Origin of the sequence: Leyella stercorea DSM 18206 (assembly GCF_000235885.1) — a bacterium.
GTDB classification, from domain to species: domain Bacteria; phylum Bacteroidota; class Bacteroidia; order Bacteroidales; family Bacteroidaceae; genus Prevotella; species Prevotella stercorea.
Map to the genome: position 1 here is coordinate 50,447 of NZ_JH379423.1, position 3,365 is coordinate 53,811.

Consider the following 3,365-nt stretch of genomic DNA (forward strand, 5'->3'; position numbering starts at 1 on the left):
GGTTATGGTGTTTATCAGGTGGAACCTGATGAATGTGAGCGTTGTGTGCTGGATGCTCTCAGCGTGGGCTATCGGATGATAGATACTGCACAGGCTTATCTCAACGAGGAAGCCGTGGGCAACGCATGGAAGAAGAGCGGCGTCAGCCGTGATGAGATTTTCCTCGTTTCAAAGGTCTGGCACTCCAACTATGGCGAGGGACAGACCATGAAGAGCATAGACGAGAGTCTGCGCAAGCTGCAGACCGACTACATCGACCTGATGCTCCTCCACCAGCCTTACTGCGACCGTTACGGTGCTTACCGTGACTTGCAAAAGGCTTACAAGGCAGGAAAGATTCGTGCCATCGGAGTGAGCAACTTCTTCCCTGATCATCTCATAGACCTGGCTTCCAACATGGAGATTACGCCGATGGTGAACCAGATGGAGACGCATGTGTTCAACCAACAGCACGAGACTCGAAAGTTCATGGATGAGTTTGGCACCAAGCTCATGGCGTGGGCTCCGTTAGCAGAAGGTCAGAACGAACTGTTCACCAACCCTACCCTCACCCAGATTGGCAAGAAATACGGTAAGACTGCCGCACAAGTAGCCTTGCGCTGGCTGCTGCAGAGCGATGTAATCATCATTCCGAAGACCGTTCATAAGGAACGAATGCAGGAGAATCTGAATCTCTTCGACTTCGAGCTTGATGCTGAGGACATGCAGGCGATAGACAATCTCGACACCACACACAGTCTCTTCCTCGACCATCATAGCGGAGAAACTACCAAGCAGTTTATGGAGTGGAGAGCTGTGGTGAAACCTACAGAATAAAGTGACTATCTGCCAAACATAAGGAGGAGTTGTTGGCAGAAATCAAAACATGGAGTAAATCGTCGCATAAACAGAAATAATATCTACGAACTTTGAAGATAAAATAATTATGACACAAGATAACGATGCCGTTCTTGGCATGGTGTTTGCAAAATAAAAAATACCACTAAGCCCTTTTGCCAAAATTATTATTAATCTAAATTAAGATTTATGGAAAAGACTGATTTTTTTGTTTGCAGATGTCATGATGTTAGTCATCAGATGGTTTTAGAAACCCTCGAACCCATGGAAAACGAAGAACACGTTGTTTATGGATGTTTCCATATTGTTCACCTTGAGTTTTGGGAAAAACTGAAAAACGCTACAAAATATCTCTTTGGCAAAAAGCGCAAAGACGGCGATTTCGACTCGTTGTTGTTACGTCCCGAAGATGCCGACAGAATGGAATGGTTTGCCAACTTTTTGGACAGAGGCGACTCGGATACAGATAAGGTTGCCGTTCCTTTTCATTTCACATTCTGCAGCAACGAGAATGTGTATGACGTGGCTTTTGAAGCCTATCAAAATACGCTCACGGACGGAAGTGTGCAGACCAAATACGAGATGTCGGTAAGTGTGTCGTTAAAGCCCGGCAACGTGTTCTACAGACTCTATCGCGCCGCAAAATATCTGTTAGGTTACTGCTCCTGCTACGGCGACTTCGACTCGTTTGAGTTTATGCCCACCGATGCTGCAAAACTTCATCGTATGGTGAGTGGCTTAAATTTTTGCAGAAAAATGCCGAAATAATCATTATTATATAGTCGTAAGCATTTGTTAAATTTGTAGATTTGTAATATTATAGTTACCTTTACAACGAATAAATGAAAGGCAAGGTTAAAATGCTATTCATACAACTACTTTATGTTCTAACTGCTGCTCAATAGTAAGAGTGGACGTTACGCTTATGACAGAGTAATATAGTATTTGGTAAGATAGTAAAAATAAAAGACCATATGGAATTACAAGATATTATTAGTAAAATAGAAATTTGGCAAGAATGGCATGACAACTACTGTCACTTTGTGCCTTTATTTATCGAAAGTGCCAGATTATGCGAAAATTGGAAAGACTGGAACAAAGATTTGTTTCATGAGTTTTTTGAACGAGGATGTGCCCAATGTGTATCTTCGTTAAAACAAGGTTATTTTACAAAAGAAGAACAGATTAAGATAAAACAAGATTGGAACGAATTGGCTCCAATGCTGAAAACTATAGCCGAAAGTCAAGATAAACCATTATGGGATATCTACAATAAGATTAAGAAATTTCTTAGAGAACGAACCAGTCAGGATAGAAGAGCTGCTACCAACCGTCTTATTGCTTCATTACAACCCAACTTGCTTTGTACAATAGTACAATAGGATTGTTTAAATGAAACATTTAGACTCATGCGGAATGCAAGGTTAAAAGATGTTCCAGATCCAGACTCTCAAAGTTGGTTCGAAAGTAGCAACCGTCTGTTGTCTTACTTTAAAGACAAATTAAAAAGCTATTCTGCCTATGACATTTGTACTTACCCATGGCAAGTTCGTGAATATCTTATAAACTTATCAAAGAACCAAATACATAGTATGGAAAATATCCAATCATACATAAATCTTCTTAAGGCGAATAAAAACCTTGTTCTTACCGGTGCTCCAGGTACAGGCAAGACATTCCTTGCAAAAGAAATAGCTAAGGCTATGAATGCTGAAGTAGAGTTTGTTCAGTTCCATCCTTCTTATGACTATACCGATTTTGTGGAAGGATTAAGACCTATTGATGACGGAAAAGGACATATTAATTTTGAACGCAAAGATGGAATATTGAAAAAGTTCTGTAAAAAGGCAACATCCTCTATATCAGATCTTACACTTAAAAGTTGGAATAAGTTGATAAAACATCTGGCTCAAGCAAATAATTCATGTGAATATAAGTTACCATCTAATCTGTTAACTTATAAATTAAGTCTGATTGAAGGCGAAAATAACCGCATTCTTATAGAAGAAGTAATGACAGTTGGTGGAGTTTTACAAATTCTGCCTATGGGAAATATCAGATATGAAGAAGTTTTAAATTCGTACTATTGTTGGTTGGAATGTGGCAAGGTAAGCGATAACCCATTTGAATATTCGGATTCAGATAATATAGGTTGTAAAAATGTCGTATTAGAAATCTTAACGAAATATTATAATCTTCCATTAAACAATGTTGTAGGAAATCCTTTCGTTTTCATCATTGATGAAATAAACCGTGGCGAACTCTCAAAAATATTTGGCGAACTTTTTTATGCTATCGACCCAGGTTACAGGGGAATGAAAGGTAAGGTGAAGACACAATATCAAAATCTCGTTGACGAAGACGATGAATTTGCTGATGGTTTTTATGTACCAGAGAATGTATATATTCTTGCAACAATGAACGACATTGACCGAAGTGTGGAAAGTATGGACTTTGCTTTACGCAGACGTTTCGCATGGAAGGAGATAAAGCCAGATGTCTTTTTTTAAATAAGGTTGACACCCTAA

4 protein-coding genes are annotated in these 3,365 nt (G+C 39.4%); all 4 read left to right on the plus strand.

Going from position 1 to position 3,365, the window contains the following annotated elements; all coding sequences use genetic code 11:
* Positions 1 to 816, plus strand: an 816-nt coding sequence (locus HMPREF0673_RS06330) for an aldo/keto reductase (protein ID WP_007899622.1), incomplete at its 5' end; no start/stop codon positions are given.
* Positions 817 to 1,026: 210 nt separating this feature from the next.
* Positions 1,027 to 1,605: a hypothetical protein gene (locus tag HMPREF0673_RS06335; RefSeq protein ID WP_007899624.1), complete on the plus strand. Its 579-nt coding sequence runs from the start codon at positions 1,027 to 1,029 to the stop codon at positions 1,603 to 1,605.
* Between the two features lie 206 nt (positions 1,606 to 1,811).
* Positions 1,812 to 2,219, plus strand: coding sequence for a hypothetical protein (locus HMPREF0673_RS06340; protein WP_007899631.1), 408 nt, complete (start codon positions 1,812 to 1,814; stop codon positions 2,217 to 2,219).
* Between the two features lie 27 nt (positions 2,220 to 2,246).
* Positions 2,247 to 3,347, plus strand: a complete 1,101-nt coding sequence (locus HMPREF0673_RS14870; RefSeq protein WP_007899633.1) for an McrB family protein — start codon at positions 2,247 to 2,249, stop codon at positions 3,345 to 3,347.
* Positions 3,348 to 3,365: the final 18 nt, after the last annotated feature.